This is a genomic window from Isoptericola sp. NPDC019571 (genome assembly GCF_044389385.1).
Lineage (GTDB): Bacteria > Actinomycetota > Actinomycetes > Actinomycetales > Cellulomonadaceae > Isoptericola > Isoptericola nanjingensis.
Window position 1 is genome coordinate 390,904 of record NZ_JBIRXZ010000004.1, and the last position, 16,888, is coordinate 407,791.

Genomic DNA, 16,888 nt, shown 5'->3' on the forward strand with positions numbered 1-16,888 from the left:
CGAGGCTCAGAACCCCCCGAAGTCGCCGCCTCCGAAGTCGCCCCCGAAGTCCCCGAACCCGCCGGCGTCACCGCCACCGTCGTAGCCGGGGTCCGCGCCCGCGGCCTCGGTGTACCCGGCCTCCCCACCGGCGTCGGCTCCTGCGTCACCCCCGGCGTCGCCACCCTCGGCCCCGGCGTCGGAGCCCGCGTCGCCGGCGAAGTCCTGCGAAGGGTCGCCGAAGGCCGGGCCGAAGAGCGCGTTCGCGACGGCCGAGCCGATGACGACGCCCGCGACGGTGCCGAGCAGGCTGGAGCCGACCATCGACCCGAAGCCCGGACCGCGCGCGCCGTAGCCGCCCTGGCCGCGGAAGGACTGCTCCAGCGTGCCGGGGTTCCGCATCTCGGCGCGCGTGGCCATGCGGGCGAGGGCCTGCGGGTCGTCCGAGGTCGCGCGCTCGGCGGGCGGGAGGCCGGAGCCGAGCTCGTCGAGCACGCGGCGGCGCTGCTCGGGCGTCAGGCGGGAGAACGCCTCGGCGTGCGCCTGCTCGACCGCGTCCGGCGGCGCGGTGCGCAGCAGGTAGCGGTAGCGCTCGACGGCCACCTCGTCGGGGTCGCGGTGGGCGGCGGGGGCGCCGGTGCCGGGCCGGCCGGCGGGCTGCTGGCCGGGGTACGGCGCGTAGCCGTGCTTCCCCGGCGCCTCGCCGGTGCGCGGCCGGGCGTCGTCGGGCCGGCCGGGAACGCCGTGGTACGAGCGCTCGTCGTGAGTTCTGCCGAGGAGTCGGTCGAGGAATCCCATGACGGTCCAACGATCGCGTCGGGGCCGGCGTTCCCGGGAACGGCGACGGCCCGCACCCCGACGAGCGGGGTGCGGGCCGTGCGACTCACGCGGCCGGCGTCAGCCGGCCGGGCGGTGAGATCAGAGCGGGCGGACGTTCTCCGCCTGCGGGCCCTTCGGGCCCTGCGTGACGTCGAACTCCACGCGCTGCTCCTCGTCCAGGGACCGGTAGCCCTGGGACTGGATGGCGGAGAAGTGGACGAACACGTCGGCCGAGCCGTCCTCGGGGGCGATGAAGCCGTAGCCCTTCTCGCTGTTGAACCACTTCACGGTTCCGGTGGCCATGCTTACTCCTTCAAGAGGTGTCGACGACCTCGACCGTCGAGATCGCGCATCACGGTGAATCGTCGTCAACTCTTGAGACCAAGGTCCGCCGGGTGACCGCATCAGTCCTTCCGACGCGATCGCCGTGGCGCGGACGGGAGACCGTCCGGATCGAGCGAGGCACTGCAACGGGGACAACGGTACGCGAGCGCGAGCACGCGCACCAGTGTTGCCGCACCGGCTGTCCACAGGGTGGTCGCGTCGGTGGACGCGGCGTCGGCGGGGGCCGATACAAAGGAGCCATGACCACTTCCTCCGTGCCTTCCCTCCCCCTGTCCGGCGACGTCGAGATCCCCCAGGTCGGCCTCGGCGTCTTCCAGGTGCCCGACGACGGCACCCAGGCCAACGTCGAGCAGGCGCTCGAGCTCGGCTACCGGCACGTCGACACCGCCGCCGGCTATTACAACGAGGCGGGCGTCGGCGCGGCGCTGCGCGCGTCGGGGCTGCGCCGCGAGGACGTCTTCGTCACCACCAAGCTCCGCAACGGCGACCAGGGGTACGAGCAGGCGCTGCGTGCGTTCGAGGACTCCCGCCGCGCGCTCGGCGTCGACCAGGTCGACCTGTACCTGATCCACTGGCCGGTGCCGAGCAAGGACCTGTACGTCGAGACGTGGCGCGCGTTCGAGAAGCTGCTCGCCGAGGGCGCCGTGCGCGCGATCGGGGTGTCCAACTTCCTGGTGGAGCACCTCGACCGGCTCGTCGCGGAGACCGACGTCGTGCCCGCCGTGAACCAGGTCGAGGTGCACCCCACGTTCCAGCAGGCCGCGGTCCAGCGTCGCTGCGTCGAGCTCGGCGTCGCCGTCGAGGCGTACTCGCCGCTCGGCCGCGGCGCAGACCTGGACGCGCCGGCCGTCGTCGCCGCGGCGGCGGAGCTCGGCGTCACGCCCGCGCAGGTCGTGCTGCGGTGGGCGGTGCAGCAGGGGCGGATCGTCATCCCCAAGTCGCTGTCGGCCGCGCGGCAGGCCACGAACCTGGACGTCTTCTCGTTCGAGCTGTCGGCCGATCAGGTCGCCTCGATCGACGCTCTGGAGGCCGGCGTCGAGGGGCGCACGGGGGCGGACCCGGCCACCGCGTCGTTCACGCAGTTCCGCGCCTGACGCGGGGGCTCACGAGGCCGGGTGTGACGCAGGTTACAGGTTCGTCACGATCTGCCGGGAGGGACCCGCGCGACACGTCCGCGACATACAGTCTCGCTACGTTCAGCGGCACTGAATGCGGTGTTGAGCCGCGAATGTCCTACCTCCAAAAGGGGAACAGCATGATCCGACGCACCACGGCCGCCAAGGGCATGGCCCTCGCGGCAGTCCTCAGCCTCGGCCTCGCAGCCTGCGCCTCGTCCGACGGCGGGAGCGGCGACAGCAGCGAGGGCGGCGGCGGCTCCGCCGAGCCGCTGAAGATCGGCACGATCCTGCCGGTCACGGGCACCCTCGCCTTCCTCGGGCCGCCGGAGATCGCCGGTGTCGGTCTCGCGATCGACGACATCAACGCCGCCGGCGGCGTCCTCGGCAACGACGTGAGCGTCGAGTGGGGCGACTCCGGCGACAGCACCGACCTCTCGGTGGCGACCAGCACCGCCACCGACCTCATCGGCAAGGGTGTCTCGGTCGTGATCGGCGCGGCGTCGTCGGCCGTGTCCCTCGGCGTGGTCGACCAGTTCGCCGAGGCGAGCGTCATGCAGATCTCGCCCGCGAACACGGCGGCAGACCTGTCGGGGTACGGCGAGTTCTTCGCCCGCACCGCCCCGCCGGACACCGTCCAGGGGCCGGCGCACGCCGACCTCATCATGGGCGACGGCCACTGCAAGGTCGGCTTCCTCGTGCAGAACGAGGCCTATGGCAACGGCCTGCGCGACTACATCCAGGAGGCGCTCGAGGCCGGTGGTTGCGAGGCGGTCTACGGCGGCAACGGCGAGGGCCACGAGTTCGCGCCGGGCGAGACCAACTTCGGCGCCCAGGTGACCGACCTGCTCGCGCAGAAGCCGGACGCCATCTCGATCGTCGCGTTCGAGGAGACCACCGCGATCGTCAACGAGCTCGTGTCGCAGGGCTGGGACTTCGACGGCACCACGTACTTCGTGGACGGCAACCTCTCCAACTACGGCGACGCCTTCGACAAGGGCACCCTCGCCGGAGTGCAGGGCACGCTGCCCGGCGCGCAGGCGGACGACGCCTTCCGCGAGCAGCTCACGACCTGGTACTCCGAGAACGAGGACGGCGAGCTCGAGGACTTCTCGTACTCCGCCGAGTCGTACGACGCGACTGTCCTCGCCGCGCTGGCCGCGGTGAAGGGCGGAGCGACGGACGGCGAGACCATCTCGAAGAACATCCGCGCGGTGTCCGGTGCCGACGGCGGCACCGAGGTGAAGACCTTCGAGGAGGGCGTCAAGGCGCTCGAGGCGGGCGACGACATCCACTACGTCGGCAAGTCCGGCATCGGGCCGCTCAACGAGTCGAACGACCCGACGTCCGCCTTCATCGGCATCTACAAGTACGGCGCCGACAACACCTACACCTACCAGCGGCAGATCGAGGGCAAGATCGAGGAGTGATCCTCGCTCGCTGACCTCGTCACACGACGGCCCGGACGCTCGCGCAGAGAGCGGCCGGGCCGTCGCCGTGCCCGGAGTCGCCACGCCGCCGCCGAGGTCGAACCCGTGGTGCCGAGGTAGTACCGCTCCGGCCGAGGTAGTACGGCCGGCGCCGAGGTAGTGCGAATCCTGGTGAGGTAGTACGGATCTCGTCGAGGTAGTACAGATGGCGGCGCGGGCGGCGCGGTAGTTCCCCCAGGACGCGGAAGGACGTCGTGGCGCACCCCGGGCCTGCCAGCCTGCCCCCAGAACGGGTTCGTCCACAGGCTGAGGCGTGCGACGAATCTGGATGGTCCTGAGCGACCAGGGTCTACCCATGAGAGAAGCCGAGCACCTCCCGGCGATCCGGCGTATCGCGGGGATTCTGGAGTCGATGAGGGCGCCTGGTTCGCCGTTGGTCGGAATGCGCTCGGCCGACGCCGCGCAACCTCCGCTGGTGCCCGACGCTCTCGCGCTCGAGCACGTCGACGACGGCCGCGAGCCGGGGCACGACGTCGCGCTGCTGGGGCTCGTGGGGCAACTCACCGAGAGCGCGGCGACGCCCCTCTGGTTCAGTCACGACACCGCCGCGATGCTGCACGGTGCATGGACCTACCGGACGCCGCCGTTGGTCCATGTGACGCGGGAGGCCAACCCGCACGTGGACGAGCACCACGAGCCCTCGGTGCGGCGCCATCACACCCCGATGCCTCCCCGGGACCGCGCCTCGGTGCGCGGGGTGCCGGTGACGTCTCTCGCCCGCACTCTCGTCGACTGCATCCGCACCCTCCCGCGCGACGGTGCTCTCGTCGCGTGCGACTCGATGTTCCGGCTGGGCGCCGACCCGGAGGAGGTCTCGCGCATCATGTCGGCGTCGCGGGGAAAACGGGGTGTCGTGCGTGCGCGCGAGATCCTCGACCTGTGCGACCCGCGGTCGGGCTCGCCCGGAGAGTCGGTGGCGAGGCTCGCCGCGTCGGACGCCGGGCTTCCACGGCCCGGGTGCCAGCTCGAGGTCCTGACGGCGCGGGGGACGTTCTACGTGGACCTGGGGTGGGAGGACGTCAGGCTCGCCGTCGAGTTCGACGGGGAGCTCAAGTACGAGGACCACACCGAGGAGGTCCGCCGCGCCGAGGCCGCGCGGCAGCGCGCGCTCGAAGACGCGGGATGGATCGTCGTCCGTGTCCGGTGGGAGGACCTGGGCGACCCGGAGGCGCTCGAGCACCTCATCCGGGGCGCCTACCTCGCGGCGCGACGGCGCGCCCTGCTCGGGCTGACCGCCTGACCCCCTGTCCCGCTCGTCCGCGACGACGACGGCGGCCGCTCACCCGAGCGGCCGCCGTCGTCGTGTCTCGTGCGTACTACCTCGGCAGGTCCGGTACTACCTCGGCAGGTCCGGTACTACCTCGCGGGCTACTTCGTGTCCTCCGCCAGGGAGCCGAGGTAGAGGGAGATGACCTTCGGGTCGGACTGCAGCTCGCGCCCGGTGCCGGTGTACGCGTCCTTGCCCTGGTCGAGCACGTAGCCGCGGTCGCAGATCTGCAGGCAGCGGCGGGCGTTCTGCTCCACCATGATGATCGACACGCCCGCCTTGTTGATCATCCGGGTGCGTAGGAACGTCTCGTCCTGGCGCACCGGGGACAGGCCCGCCGACGGCTCGTCGAGCAGCAGCACGGACGGGTTCATCATGAGCGCCCGGGCCATCGCCACCATCTGCCGCTCGCCGCCGGACATGGCGCCCGCCCGCTGGGTGCGGCGCTCGTGCAGCACGGGGAACAGGTCGCGGATGAACGACCAGCGCTCGTCGAACACCTTCGGGCGCAGGTACACCCCCATCCGCATGTTCTCCTCGACCGACAACGACGGGAAGACGTTGTTGGTCTGCGGCACGAACCCGACGCCGCGCGCCACGAGGGTGTTGGCCTTCATGCCGGTGATGTCGTCGCCGCCGAGGGTCACGGTGCCGGAGTGGATCTTCACCAGCCCGAACAGCGCCTTGAGCAGCGTGGACTTGCCGGCGCCGTTGGGGCCGATGATCCCCACCAGCTCGCCCTTGCCCACCTCGATCGAGCAGCCGTCGAGGATGTGCACCCCGGGGAGGTAGCCCGCGACGAGGTTGTCGGCCCGCAGCAGGAGCTCCTTCCCCTCGGGGACGCCGCCGGGGTGCGTGGGGGTCGTGAGTGTCGAGGTGTCGCTCATCGCTTCTCCTCCTCGGCCTCGAGGCGGGCCAGGATCTCGGGGTCGAGCAGGGAGTCGTCGCCCAGGTCGGTGTCGTGGTGGGCGCCCAGGTAGGCGTCGACCACGGCCTGGTCCTGCATGACCGTCGCCGGCGGCCCCTCGGCCACGATCCGGCCCTCCGCCATGACCACCACCCAGTCGGAGATGTGCCGCACGGCGTGCATGTCGTGCTCGACGAACAGGACCGTCATGCCCTCGTCGCGCAGCGCCTGCACGTGCCCCAGGAGGGACTGCACGAGGGCGGGGTTCACGCCCGCCATCGGCTCGTCGAGCATGATCATCGTCGGGTCGGTCATGAGGGCGCGCGCCATCTCGAGCAGCTTGCGCTGCCCGCCCGACAGCGACCCGGCGAAGTCGTCGGCCTTCGCGTCGAGCTTGAACCGGGCGAGGATCTCCATCGCCTTCTCGGTGGCCTCCTTCTCGTGCGCCTGCCAGGTGAACGGCAGCCAGGAGAGCCAGAAGCGCTCGCCGGGGTTCTTCGGGGACGCGAGCAGCATGTTCTGCAGCACCGTGAGCCGCGACAGAGCCTTCGTGAGCTGGAACGTACGGACCATCCCCGACTGGGCGACGCGCGCCCCGCTCTTGCCGGCGAGCGACTTCCCCTCGAAGCTCCAGCGCCCGCTCTCGGGCGTGTCGAAGCCGGTGAGCAGGTTGAAGAACGTCGTCTTCCCGGCGCCGTTCGGGCCGATGAGCGCCGTGATCGCGCCCCGCTGCACCTCGAGGTGCTCGACGTCGACCGCCGTCATGCCGCCGAAGCGGCGCACGACGTCGTCGGCCACGAGGATGGCGTCCGGCTTGGGCGCCCCCACGACGGGCTCGACCTGCGAGAGATCGTCGCGCGCCTCGGCGGCGACGGCCGAGGTGGGGGCGACGGCGGCCGCGGCCGCCGCGTCGACGACGGACTCGGGCGGGCCGGCCGCGTCGTGAGCCTGGCCGGACGTGGTCTCTTCGGACATGTCAGCGGACATTGAAGGCCAGCTCCTTCTTGTTCCCGAGGATGCCCTGCGGCCTGAAGATCACGAGGAGCATCAGCGTGATACCCACCAGCATGCCGCCGATCTGCTCCACGTTGGTGGTGCTGATGACGTCCCCCACCCCGGTGTTCTCGGACAGGGCGCGCATCCCGGTGCGCATGAACATGTAGGCGCCGAAGAAGATCATGGCGCCGAGCACCGGACCGAAGACGGTGGCGGCCCCGCCGAGCAGCAGCACCGTCCACACGAAGAACGTCATCGTGCGGCCCATCGCGTCGGGGGCGATGGTGATCGGCAGCACGTAGAGGACACCACCGAGGGCGCCGAGCATGCCGCCCAGCACCAGCGACTGCAGCTTGTACGAGTACACGTTCTTGCCGAGCGCCCGCACGGCGTCCTCGTCCTCGCGGATGCCCTTGAGCACGCGGCCCCAGGGGCTACGGGTGACGAGCCAGACGAACAGCAGGGCCAGGGCGACGACGCCCCACGCGAAGATCCGCGTCCACCAGGAGTCGGACCCGGTGTTGATGTACTCGAGCGGCCCGATGACGGTACGGCCGTCGGGCAGGGGTGACAGGTCCTGGAAGGTGCCCTTGTAGTTGCGGCCCTGGAGGCCGGAGGCCCCGCCGGTCCACTCCTGCAGCCAGGTGGACCGCCCGATCCACCGGATGATCTCCGCGGCGGAGATGGTGACGATCGCCAGGTAGTCGCCGCGCAGCTGGAGCGTCGGGATGCCGAGCAGCAGCGCGAAGATCAGGCCTGCGACCAGGGCGACGAGCAGCGCGAGGAAGAACGGCGCCCCCGCGATCGTCGCGATGCCGAAGCCGTAGGCGCCCAGCAGCATGAAGCCGGCCTGGCCCATGTTGAGCAGCCCGGTGTACCCGAAGTGCAGGTTGAGCCCGATGGCGGCGAGCGCGTACGCGGCCGTCGTCGGGGCAATGAGCTCGGCGAGCGACTGGGTGAGGATTCTGAGGAACTCGTCCATGGTCGGTCTCCCTTCAGCCGATCCGCTCGCGGCGGCCCAGGATGCCCTGCGGCCGGATCAGGAGCACGAGGATGAGGATCACGAGCGCCGACGCGTACCGCAGGTCGCTCTGGATCACGAGGTTGGACAGCTCGACCACGAGGCCGATGAGGATCGACCCGACGAGGGCGCCGAACGCGGTGCCGAGGCCGCCGAGCGTCACGGCGGCGAACATCAGCAGCAGGAGCTGCACGCCGAGCTGCCAGTTGAACGACCCGAACGAGATGCCCCACATCAGCCCGGCCAGCGCGGCGAACGCGGTGGCGAGGATCCACACGACGCGGACCACCTTGTCGGGGTCGATGCCGGTGGCCGAGGCCAGGGCCGGGTTGTCGGACACGGCGCGGGTCGCCCGGCCCAGCCGGGTGCGGGTGAGGAAGAGCGCGAAGCCGATCAGGCACACCAGCGCGACCGCCATCGAGATCCACGACGTGGTGCTGAGCGTGATCCCCAGCAGCGTCAGGGGCCGCGGGTTGGCCGACAGGATGCGCTCCGACCCGCCGCCGATGAGGAGCTGGATCACGTACTGCAGCGTGATCGACAAGCCGATCGAGACGATCATCAGCTGCATCACCGGGGTGCCCCGGCGGCGCAGCGGCCGCCAGATGGCGGCGTCCTGCGCGACGCCCGTGAGGGCGCAGACGGCGATGGTCAGCAGGCCCCCGACCCAGATCGACATGCCCATCTGGTTGATGGCGATGAAGCCGAGCGCGGCGCCGAGGGCGAACTGCTCGCCGTGGGCGAAGTTCGACATCCCGGTGGTGCCGAAGACGAGGTTGAGCCCGATGGACGCGAGGGCGAGCAGCAGGCCGAAGCGGATGCCGGAGCCGAACTGCTGCCACACCTGGCCCCAGGAGAACGCCCGCTCGGAGGCGTCGCCCTCCGGCGCCGTCGCGACGCCGTCGCCCTCGGTGGTGGTGCCGGTCCCGGCGTCGGTGCCCTCGTCGCCACCCGGTGCCGTCGTGGTGGCCTCGGCACTGGGGCTCTCGGGAGCCACCGCCTCGCCGCCGACCTGGAACGCGGCCCGTCCGGTGCCGCCGGTCTGGGCGGTGACCTGGAGCTCGGTCGACGCACCGTCCGGCAGCTGCTCGCCCGCGGGCAGAGACGCGGGATCGAGCGTGAGGGTGTAGCGGCCGACCTCGGGCACCGCCACCGACGCGGGTGCGTCCGCCGTGGTGGTGACGGTCTCGTCGAAGCCGCCCGGACCGGTGATGGTCACCTCGGCGTCAGCGATCCGGTCGCCCGCGTCGTTCATGACGACGACGGCGACGCAAGCGGTCGAGTCGTCGGGCTTGCAGTCGGTCGCGACGTCGGTCGCGAGCCTGGTAGCGGTGGTGCTGGTGGCGGCGCTGCTGGTGTGCGCCGCGTCCGCTCCTGGGGCTGCCTGCGCTGGTGGCGAGGCGAGCACGGCAGGGGCGAGGGCGATCGCAAGCGCTGCCACCGTGCGGCGCAGCGCGATCGCCCTGGTCGGTCGGTCCGTCGTCATCGGCCGGGTCCTCCGTGTGTCGATGTCGTTCCCCCGGGGCGAGCCCGGGGTTCCACCCGCTCACCCCGTCGATGCAGGGACACTAAAGGCCCCATGTATCCGCGGCGTTTCGCGAGCGTGCCGCGAGTGTAGCCACGAAAATGTGACCCAAATGACAGATCCAGGTCACAGTCCGGCATCGTGCGGGCGGAATCCGGTCCTCGCCGCCGCGGACCTAGGCTGGCCGGGTGCCCGACGACCTGACCGCCCCCGCAGACCTCGACGCCGCCGACGACGCCTCCCCTGACTCCCTCCCCGACCGCGCTCCCGTGGCGGAGCGCCGCCCCACCGTGCGCCGGCACCACGGCGACGAGTTCGTCGACGACTACGAGTGGCTGCGCGACAAGTCCTCCCCCGAGGTGCTGGCGCACCTGGAGGCGGAGAACGCGTGGACCCAGGCGCGGCTGGCGCACCTGGCGCCGCTGCGGCAGGCGGTCTTCGACGAGATCAAGGCGCGCACGCTCGAGTCCGACCTGTCGGTGCCCGTGCGGATGGGCGGGTCCTGGTACTACACGCGCACCGAGGAGGGCCGGCAGTACCCGATCCACGCGCGCGTGCCCGCCGCGGGGGAGTGGGCGCCCCCGCAGATCGAGGCGGGCTCCGTGCCGCCCGGCGAGCAGGTGCTGCTCGACCAGAACGTCGCGGCGGACGGGCACGACTTCTTCTCCCTCGGCTCGTTCGACGTGTCCGAGGACGGCGCGCGGCTCGCCTACGCCGTCGACACCCAGGGCGACGAGCGGTTCACGTTGCGCGTGCGCGACCTGACGACGGGCGCGGACCTGCCCGACGTCGTCGAGGGCACGTTCCCGGGCGCCGTGCTCACGCCCGACGGCCGGTACGTCTTCTACCCCACGGTCGACGACGCGTGGCGGCCCTACCGGATCTGGCGGCACGAGGTCGGCACGCCGGCGTCGGACGACGTGCTGGTGCTGGAGGAGCCCGACGAGCGGTTCTGGATCGGCGTCGGGCTCACGCGCTCGCGCCGCTACCTGGTGATCGAGGCCGGGTCCAAGACGACCAGCGAGGCGCGCGTCCTGGAGGCGGACGACCCCACGGGCGAGTTCCGCGTGGTCTGGGAGCGGCGGGACGACGTCGAGTACACGGTCGAGCACGCCGTGCTGGGCGACGGCGACGGCGCGGGCCGCGACGCGCTGCTCGTGCTGCACAACGACGGCGCGGAGAACTTCGAGCTGGTCGTGGCGGACGTCCCGGCCCGCGCGGGCGACGACGGCGCCGCCGGTGCCCTGGACCCGGCCGCGGCGCGCGTCGTCGTGCCCCACGACCCGGACGTGCGCCTCGAGGGCGTGGACGCCTTCGCGCGCCACGTGGTGCTGAGCCTGCGGCGCGAGGCGCTGCCGCGGGTCGCGGTCGTCGACCTGGCGCGCACGACGGGCGAGCAGTCGTGGACGGCGCGGGAGATCGACGTCGACGAGCCGCTGTTCTCGGTGGCCCTCGACGCGAACCCCACGTGGGAGCAGCCGCTGCTGCGGGTGCAGCACACGTCGTTCGTCACGCCCGCCACGGTGGTGGACGTCGACCTCGCCACGGGCGAGCGGCACGTGCGCAAGCGGCAGCCCGTGCTGGGCGGCTACGACCCGGCCGACTACGCGCAGCACCGCGAGTGGGCGACGGCCCAGGACGGCACGCGGGTGCCGATCAGCCTGGTGTGGCGGCGCGACGCGGTGACGCTCGACGGCTCCGGCACGCGCGCCGAGCCCGCACCGCTGCTGCTGTACTCGTACGGCGCGTACGAGACGAGCATCGACCCGTACTTCTCCGTCCCGCGCCTCAGCCTGCTGGACCGCGGCGTCGTCTTCGCCGTCGCGCACGTGCGTGGCGGCGGCGAGCTGGGCCGGCACTGGTACGACGACGGCAAGCTCGCGGCCAAGGAGCACACCTTCAGCGACCTCGTCGCGTGCGCGCGGCACCTCGTGGAGACGGGCTGGACGTCGCCGGAGCGGATGGTGGCCGACGGCGCCAGCGCGGGCGGGCTCACCGTGGGCGCGGCGCTCAACCTGGCGCCCGACCTGTTCGCGGGCGTGCTCGCGGGCGTGCCGTTCGTCGACGCGCTCACCTCGATGCTCGACCCCACCCTGCCGCTCACCGTCGTCGAGTGGGACGAGTGGGGCGACCCCCTGCACGACGCCGAGGTGTACGCCCGGATGAAGGGGTACGCGCCGTACGAGAACGTGCCCGACGACGCGTCCGCGTACCCGCGGGTGCTGGCGACGACGTCGCTGCACGACACCCGCGTGCTGTACGTGGAGCCCGCCAAGTGGGTCGCGCGGCTGCGGGCCGCCGGCGCCCCGGCGCTGCTCAAGATCGAGATGTCCGCCGGGCACGGCGGCGTCTCCGGGCGGTACGCGCGCTGGGAGGAGATCGCGTTCGAGCACGCGTGGACGCTGGACGTCCTCGGCGCGGCGTGAGGGACGGCTGCGCGACCCGTGCGCGCCGCGGGTGAACCCTGCGTGGCCGATCCCACATCGCGGGGTTGGAACGGCGGGCGCGCCCCGGACGTCGTAACGTCGCGGGGCCGGGGTCGCGCGACCCCGCCAACTCGTCGCTGAGCCGGCTCCGTGCGCTCGCGCACGACCGGTCGTCTGGAGCTCGTGTGTCAGGAAACGCCACCACCAGGTTCGCAGGGGTCTCCCTGCTGGCCGTGACCAGCAGGATCCCGGCCGGGGTGCGGACCTCGGCCGCCGTGCAGCAGCGGCTCGCCCCCGCGCTCCGCCGGCTGCGGCTCCCCACCACGCTGCTGGAGCGCGTCGCCGGCGTGCGTGAGCGGCGCGCCTGGGCCGCCGACGAGGACGTCGACGACGCGACCGTCGCCGCCGGGCGCGAGGCGCTCACCGTCGCGGGCGTCGAGCCCGCCGACGTCGGCCTGCTCATCAACACGTCCGTGACGCGCCGGCACCTCGAGCCGTCCGTCGCGGTGCGGCTGCACCACGGGCTCGGGCTGCCGTCGTCGGCCGTGAACTTCGACGTCGCCAACGCCTGCCTGGGCTTCATCAACGGCATGAGCCTCGCCGCCGGGATGATCGAGTCCGGCCAGGTCCGGTACGCCGTCGTGGTGGACGGCGAGGACGCCGACGTCATCCACGACCGCACCATCGAGCGGCTCCTGCAGGAGGACCGCAGCCGCGACGACTTCATGCAGGAGTTCGCCTCGCTCACCCTCGGCTCCGGCTCCGCCGCAGCCGTGCTGGGGCGGACGGACGAGCATCCGGAGGGCCACCGCGTCCTCGGCGGCGTCACGCGCGCCGCGACGCAGTTCCACGACCTGTGCGTCGGCAGCACCGAGGGCATGTTCACCGACGCGAAGGCGCTGCTCGAGGGCGGCCTCGAGCTCGTCGTCGACGCCTGGAAGGACGCGGTCGCCGACTGGGACTGGGCGCGCATGGACCGCTACGTCACCCACCAGGTGTCGCGCGTGCACACCGACGCCATCGTCGAGGCCGTCGGCCTGGACCGGGCCAAGGTGCCCACCACGTACGAGCGGCTGGGGAACGTCGGGCCCGCGTCCGTCCCCATCACCCTCGTGGAGCAGCAGGACTCGCTGAGCGCCGGCGACCGCGTGCTGCTCATGGGCGTCGGTTCCGGCATCAACACGGCGATGCTGGAGCTCGCGTGGTGACGGGCGTGCCCGCCCCGACCCCCCGACCCGCCGACACCGTCCCGCCGGGCCTGCCCGGCCTCGACCCGCGCCACAGCCACGTGCTCACCGACGCGCGCGGCGCGTCGTGGCACTACCTCGACAACGGGCCCGAGCTGACCGCGCGCGGGCACGAGCCCGTCGGCACCGTGCTCGCCGTGCACGGCAACCCCACCTGGTCGTACCTGTGGCGGCGGCTCGTCGCCGACGCGCTGGACGCCGCGGACGCCGGCGCGCCCGCCTGGCGCGTCGTCGCCGTCGACCAGCTCGAGATGGGCCTGTCCCAGCGCTCCGGCGAGCACCGGCCGCTCGCCCGCCGCGTCGCCGACCTCGGCGCGTTCACCGACGCGCTCGGCCTGACGGGGCCGGTCGTGACGCTCGGCCACGACTGGGGCGGCGTCGTCTCGCTCGGCTGGGCCGTCGACCACCCCGACCTGCTCGCCGGCGTCGCGCTGCTCAACACCGCCGTGCACCAGCCCGACGACGCGCCGGTGCCCGCGCCGCTGCGCCTCGCGCTCGCCGGGCCCGTGCACCGCCTCGGCACGCGCACCACCCGCGCCTTCCTGGAGACGACGCTGTCGCTGGCCCGCCCGCGGCTGGCCGCCGACGTCGCCGCGGCCTACCGCCTGCCCTACCTCGCCGCCCACGAGCGCGACGGCATCGAGGGGTTCGTCGCGGACATCCCCGTCGATGGCGCGCACCCCAGCGCCCCCGAGCTCGACCGGATCGCCGAGGGCGTCGCGCGGCTCACCGTGCCTGCCGTCCTGCTGTGGGGGCCGCACGACCCGATCTTCTCCGACCGGTACCTCGACGACCTCGTGCGCCGGCTGCCGCACGCGCACGTGCACCGGTTCAGCGAGGCTGGTCATCTCATCGCCGAGGACGTCGACTGGGCTCCTTCGGTGTTGTCGTGGCTGTCCTCGCTGTCGGCGGAGGGGTCGGGGACCTCGGGCACGGATGCGTTCACGGGCCCCAGGGGGCCCTCCACTTCGGGACTTCGTACATCCGTGCCCGAGGTCCCCGACCCCTCCGCCTCGAGCATCACCTCGCCGCCCGCTTCGTCGGACGACTCCGCGACACCGTTCGTGCCGCTGTGGGCGGCGTTGGACGCGCGGGCCGACGACGACGCGGCGGCCGTGCTGGACATGACGGCCTCCACGACGGCGGACGGCGCGGACGGGCGTCCGTTCACGGCGAGCTGGCGGGCGCTGGACCGGCAGGTGCGGCGCATCGCCGCCGGGCTGCACGGCATCGGCGTGCGGCGGGGCGACCGGGTGTCGCTGCTGGTGGAGCCGGGCCCGACGCTGACGGCGCTGGTGTACGCGTGCCTGCGGATCGGGGCCGTCGTGGTGGTGGCCGACGCCGGGCTGGGCGTGCGCGGGCTGACGCGGGCGCAGCGGGGGGCGTGGCCGCGGTTCGTGGTCGCGCAGCGCAAGGGCCTGGCCGCGGCGCGGGCGCTGGGCTGGCCGGGGGTGCGGATCTCGGCCGAGCCGCTGGCGCCCACCGTGCGTCGGGTTCTCGGGGTGACGCACGAGCTGGTCGACGTCGCCCGGGCGGGCGAGGGGCGCCCGCTGCCGCCGGAGCCCGGCCCGCACGACGAGGCCGCCGTGCTGTTCACGTCGGGCTCGACCGGGCCGGCGAAGGGCGTCGTCTACCGGCACGCCGAGCTGTCGGCGCTGCGCGACGCGCTCGCCGCGCACTTCGACGTCGGGCCCGAGACGGGCCTCGTCACCGGGTTCGCTCCGTTCGCCCTGCTGGGGCCGGCGCTCGGCACGCGGTCGGTGACGCCGGTGATGGACGTGTCGTCGCCCGCGACGCTCACCGCGCGGGCCGTCGCCGACGCCGTGACGGCGTCCGACGCGCGCATCGTCTTCCTGTCCCCGGCGGCGATCCTCAACGTCGTCGACACCGCCGACGCGCTCGACGACGCCGACCGGGCAGCCCTCGCCCGGGTGCGGACCTTCCTGTCGACGGGCGCGCCGATCTCGGCGGAGCTGCTCGGCTCGGCGGCGGCGCTCATGCCGGCGGCGACCCCGCACACCCCGTACGGGATGACGGAGTGCCTCCTCGTCACGGACATCACGCTCGAGGGGATCCGGGACGCGGCCACGGCGCCGGACGCCGGCGTCTGCGTGGGCCGGCCCGTCGGCGGCGGCGAGGTGCTGGTCAGCGCGCTCGACGACGACGGCGACGCGACCGGCGCGCCGTCCGCGGACCCGGGCGTGCTGGGCGAGGTGCTGGTGCGCGCCGGTCACCTCAAGGAGCGCTACGACCGCCTCTGGCTCACCGACGTGGCCGCCGAGCGCGACACCCCGCCGGGTCGCTGGCACCGCACGGGCGACGTCGGGCACCTGGACGACCAGGGTCGCCTGTGGATCGAGGGGCGCCTCGCGCACGTGCTGCGCACCGCCGACGGGCCGCTGGCGCCCGTGGGCCCCGAGCAGCACGTGGAGCGGGTGCCCGCCGTGCGGCGCGCCGCCGTCGTCGGCGTCGGGCCCGCGGGGGTGCACCAGGCGGTCGCCGTCGTCGAGACCACCAGCACCACGCGTCGCCCCGGCCTCGCGCCGGACGACCTCGCCGCCGCCGCGCGGGCCGCGTCGTCGGTGCCGTTGGCCGCCGTGCTGGCGGTGCCGCGCATGCCCACCGACGTGCGGCACAACTCCAAGGTCGACCGCACCCGGCTGGCGAGGTGGGCTGACGGGGTGCTCACCGGCGGACGGGTGGGGCAGCCGTGACCGTGCTCGTGACCGGCGCGTCCGGGCTGCTCGGCGGCGCGGTGACCCGCGCCCTTGTGGCCAGGGGGGACGACGTGCGCACCCTGCAGCGGCGCCCGTCCGGCGTCGACGGAGCGGCCGACGTGCTCGGTTCCGTCACCGACCCGGAGGTCGTCGCGCGGGCCGTCGAGGGGGCCGACGCCGTCGTGCACCTCGCCGCCAAGGTGTCCCTCGCGGGGGCGCCCGCCGAGTTCCACGAGGTGAACGTGGGCGGCACGCGCACCCTGCTGGACGCCGCCGAGCGCGCGGGCGTGCGCCGGTTCGTGCAGGTGTCGTCGCCGTCGGTCGCGCACCTGGGGACGTCGCTCGTCGGGGCCCCGGCCACCCCCGCCGACCCCGAGGGCGCGCGCGGCGACTACGCGCGGACCAAGGCCGCCGCCGAGGTGCTCGCGCTGGGGCGCGACGCCGGCGGTGCCCGAGGCGGCGGGCCGCGGGTCGTCGCCGTCCGGCCGCACATCGTCTGGGGGCCGGGGGACACGCAGCTCGTGGAGCGCGTCGTCGACCGCGCCGCCCACGGCCGTCTCCCGCTTCTGGGCCACGGCGCGGCCCTCATCGACACGCTCTACGTGGACAACGCCGCGGACGGCATCCTCGCCGCCCTCGACCGCCTCGGCGACGCGCCCGACGTCGTCGGCGGACGGGCGTACGTGCTCACCAACGGCGAGCCGCGCACCGTCGCCGACCTGCTGTCCGGCATCTGCCGGGCCGCGGGCGTCCGCCCGCCCGCGTGGCGGGTGCCGGCCGGCCTGGCACGGTCGGCCGGCGGCCTCGTCGAGGCCCTGTGGCGGGTGCGTCCCGGCGCCGACGAGCCGCCGATGACGCGCTTCCTCGCCGAGCAGCTGTCCACCGCGCACTGGTTCGACCAGCGGGCCACCCACCGCGACCTGCGCTGGGTCCCGGCGGTGACCGTCGACGAGGGGCTGCGCCGCCTGGCGGCGCACTACGGGGGCTCCGCGCCGCCCCTGCCGTAGCTCTCGCGGAGGCCGTCCGCCACGCGC

13 protein-coding genes are annotated in these 16,888 nt (G+C 73.5%); 7 read left to right on the forward strand and 6 right to left on the reverse strand.

Features of this window, described 5'->3' with window-relative positions; genetic code table 11:
* Positions 1-6 precede the first annotated feature (6 nt).
* Positions 7-777, reverse strand: a complete 771-nt coding sequence (locus ACH443_RS09905) for a hypothetical protein (RefSeq protein ID WP_430590197.1) — start codon at positions 775-777, stop codon at positions 7-9.
* 120 nt (positions 778-897) lie between these two features.
* A complete protein-coding gene (locus ACH443_RS09910; protein ID WP_079576569.1) occupies positions 898-1,101 on the reverse strand; it encodes a transcription antiterminator/RNA stability regulator CspE in 204 nt (67 codons plus the stop codon).
* A gap of 281 nt (positions 1,102-1,382) precedes the next feature.
* Between ACH443_RS09910 and ACH443_RS09915 the strand changes: the two genes are divergently transcribed.
* The 3 genes from ACH443_RS09915 (at position 1,383) to ACH443_RS09925 (ending at position 4,988) form a co-directional block, all read left to right on the forward strand.
* Positions 1,383-2,237: an aldo/keto reductase gene (locus tag ACH443_RS09915; RefSeq protein WP_429765340.1), complete on the forward strand. Its 855-nt coding sequence runs from the start codon at positions 1,383-1,385 to the stop codon at positions 2,235-2,237.
* Positions 2,238-2,398: 161 nt separating this feature from the next.
* Entirely contained in the window at positions 2,399-3,688 is a 1,290-nt protein-coding gene (locus tag ACH443_RS09920) for an ABC transporter substrate-binding protein (RefSeq protein ID WP_430557789.1), read from the forward strand.
* 475 nt (positions 3,689-4,163) lie between these two features.
* Positions 4,164-4,988 (forward strand): hypothetical protein, encoded by an 825-nt coding sequence (locus ACH443_RS09925; RefSeq protein ID WP_430590198.1) that lies wholly within the window; start codon positions 4,164-4,166, stop codon positions 4,986-4,988.
* 128 nt (positions 4,989-5,116) lie between these two features.
* Here the strand turns inward: ACH443_RS09925 and ACH443_RS09930 are convergent, their stop codons facing one another.
* Genes ACH443_RS09930 through ACH443_RS09945 form a run of 4 tightly spaced genes read right to left on the reverse strand, consistent with a single transcriptional unit; the run spans position 5,117 to position 9,425 of the window.
* Positions 5,117-5,902: an ABC transporter ATP-binding protein gene (locus ACH443_RS09930; protein ID WP_429765345.1), complete on the reverse strand. Its 786-nt coding sequence runs from the start codon at positions 5,900-5,902 to the stop codon at positions 5,117-5,119.
* Positions 5,899-6,897 carry an ABC transporter ATP-binding protein gene (locus tag ACH443_RS09935; RefSeq protein WP_429765347.1) on the reverse strand — a complete coding sequence of 333 codons (999 nt, stop codon included), beginning with the start codon at positions 6,895-6,897 and terminating at the stop codon, positions 5,899-5,901. The genes ACH443_RS09930 and ACH443_RS09935 overlap by 4 nt, the downstream gene beginning before the upstream one ends.
* Before the next feature lies 1 nt (position 6,898).
* Positions 6,899-7,900, reverse strand: a complete 1,002-nt coding sequence (locus ACH443_RS09940) for a branched-chain amino acid ABC transporter permease (protein ID WP_429765349.1) — start codon at positions 7,898-7,900, stop codon at positions 6,899-6,901.
* 13 nt (positions 7,901-7,913) lie between these two features.
* The gene (locus ACH443_RS09945; RefSeq protein ID WP_430557791.1) at positions 7,914-9,425 is read right to left on the reverse strand and encodes a branched-chain amino acid ABC transporter permease; all 1,512 of its coding nucleotides are present in this window, start codon (positions 9,423-9,425) and stop codon (positions 7,914-7,916) included.
* A gap of 239 nt (positions 9,426-9,664) precedes the next feature.
* Here ACH443_RS09945 and ACH443_RS09950 point away from each other — a divergent pair, with 239 nt between their 5' ends.
* The 4 genes from ACH443_RS09950 to ACH443_RS09965 all read left to right on the forward strand — a co-directional run bounded on the left by ACH443_RS09950 (position 9,665) and on the right by ACH443_RS09965 (position 16,861).
* Complete coding sequence (locus ACH443_RS09950; RefSeq protein ID WP_430590228.1) at positions 9,665-11,890, forward strand: S9 family peptidase; 2,226 nt, start codon at positions 9,665-9,667, stop codon at positions 11,888-11,890.
* A 185-nt stretch (positions 11,891-12,075) separates the two neighbouring features.
* Entirely contained in the window at positions 12,076-13,098 is a 1,023-nt protein-coding gene (locus ACH443_RS09955; protein ID WP_429765353.1) for a 3-oxoacyl-ACP synthase III, read from the forward strand.
* Between the two features lie 5 nt (positions 13,099-13,103).
* Positions 13,104-15,851 (forward strand): alpha/beta fold hydrolase, encoded by a 2,748-nt coding sequence (locus ACH443_RS09960; protein ID WP_430590199.1) that lies wholly within the window; start codon positions 13,104-13,106, stop codon positions 15,849-15,851.
* A complete protein-coding gene (locus tag ACH443_RS09965; RefSeq protein WP_429765356.1) occupies positions 15,848-16,861 on the forward strand; it encodes an NAD-dependent epimerase/dehydratase family protein in 1,014 nt (337 codons plus the stop codon). The genes ACH443_RS09960 and ACH443_RS09965 overlap by 4 nt, the downstream gene beginning before the upstream one ends.
* Positions 16,862-16,888: the final 27 nt, after the last annotated feature.